This is a genomic window from Terriglobales bacterium (genome assembly GCA_035937135.1).
In the GTDB taxonomy this organism is placed as follows: domain Bacteria; phylum Acidobacteriota; class Terriglobia; order Terriglobales; family Acidobacteriaceae; genus DASYVL01.
On sequence record DASYVL010000006.1, the window covers coordinates 1 to 1784 of the forward strand.

Consider the following 1784-nt stretch of genomic DNA (forward strand, 5'->3'; position numbering starts at 1 on the left):
GGAGAGAACACGCTGTTTACGTAGTTGAAGTCGCCTGAAAGCACAGGAGCAGCTTTGTGGCCTGCCAGCGAGTAGGCCCATATCTCCACGTGTGAGCGAATGGCATTAAACAGTATCGTTTTTCCGTCGGCCGACCAGTCGGTCGCGATTTTCCCCTCGCTGGATTGGAACAGCAGGTGCTCCGAACTGGCTCCATTGGCCGCTTTGAGGTAGAGGTCGAAAGCTCCCGACTCCTGGGACGAATAGACAATGTCCTTTTGGTCCGGCGACCACACGGGCGCTACGTCTGCCGCGGGGCTGAAGGTGAAGCGCGTGCGGCCGCCGCGCTCCAAGTCCAACAGCCAGATATCGACGTTCTGCTTGCCGCTTCCGCCGATCACTGCCGCCACCTGCTTGCCGCCCGGCGAGAGCCGTATTCCGAGATAATTGTCCGGCTCGCCGAACTTCCCCAGCACCTTGCCACTGCGGTCGAACCAGGTGAGCTGCCGCGCGGGAGATGCCGTGCCCTTCCAGAACAGGAGGGTTCCGGTCTGTGAGGCCGAGAAGTGTCCCATCCAGCGCAGAGGCTCGTACTGCACCGACTCCGCCAGCGGGCGCACGCCGCCGCGCGTCTTTAGCGTGGGCGCGTCGAATTCGATGGCCATCAGTACCTGGTCGCGCACGAAGAGTAGATGCCCAGAGGGCACGTACACGGCGTTGCTGTCATCCTCGAGGATGCGCCGGCTCTCCTGCGAGTCCAGGGATCCTACAAAAATGCCGCCGCCAGTCTGCTTCTTCTGGAGACTGGGAGAGCCGATGGTGAACAGGAAATGCTTCCCATCCGGCAGAAAGAACGGCCAGCGCAGGGACAAGTTCTTTTCGGTGACCGGCGGACCGACTGCGGCCGGGGTTCCACCATTCTCGGAGACCTGCTGCAGGGAGGTTGCGGTCGAGGTCGGCTGGAAGACGATGACGCCCTCGCGGTTCCAGGTGCCGCCACGCCCATCTGGCGCATCGCACAGCGTCTCCGTCGGAGTCTGTCCGGAGGCCTCGATCTTCTTCAGTTTTCCATCCGCGAAAAAGCCGACCCAGCGGCTGTCAGGGGACCAGAACGGATATTGCGCCCCCTGGGTCCCCTCCAGTGGACGCGCCTCAAAGGCATTCAGCGGACGCACCCACAGCAGCCGCTTGCCGCCGGCATCGGCGCCGAACACCACCAGCTTGCCGTCCGGCGAAATGGCTGCCGGCGCCGGCGAACCTCCAAAGATCCCGAAACGGAAGCTCGCGCCCTCGGGCTGCGGGATGGCGAAGCGCACCACCTGCGGCTGCTCCAGATAGCGGCGCAGCGCCGCCGCTCCCAGAATGGTCGCTGCTGCCAGCAACAGCGCCGCCGCTCCCCACGCCACCCACTCGCGATGACGGCGGTGCTTGACCACCACCGCCGGGGCGCCCGCCTGCGAGCCGCCCTCGGCGATCCACTTCAGTTGCAGCTTGACGTCGTGCGCCGATTGGTAGCGTTCTTCCGGCTCCTTGCGCAGGCAGCCGCGCACCACTTGGTCCAGCGCCGGCGGCGTCATCGGCTGCAGCGCCGAGATCGGCTCCGGCTCTTTCTCCAGGATCGCTGACGCGACGCTGATCGCACTCTTCCCCTCGAACGCCCGCTTCCCCGTCACCATCTCGTACAGCACCGCGCCCAGCGCGAAAATGTCTGACCTCGCGTCCGCCTCCTGCCCCTGCACCTGCTCCGGCGACATGTACTGGAACGTCCCCACCACCGTGCCCGCCTGGGTGATGGGCTTCACCGG

Annotated in this window: 1 protein-coding gene; it reads right to left on the reverse strand. The window is 65.1% G+C overall.

Annotated features, from left to right (window positions below; translation table 11 throughout):
- A partial coding sequence (locus VGQ94_00165; GenBank protein ID HEV2020921.1) for a protein kinase occupies positions 1–1784 on the reverse strand: 1784 nt, incomplete at both ends.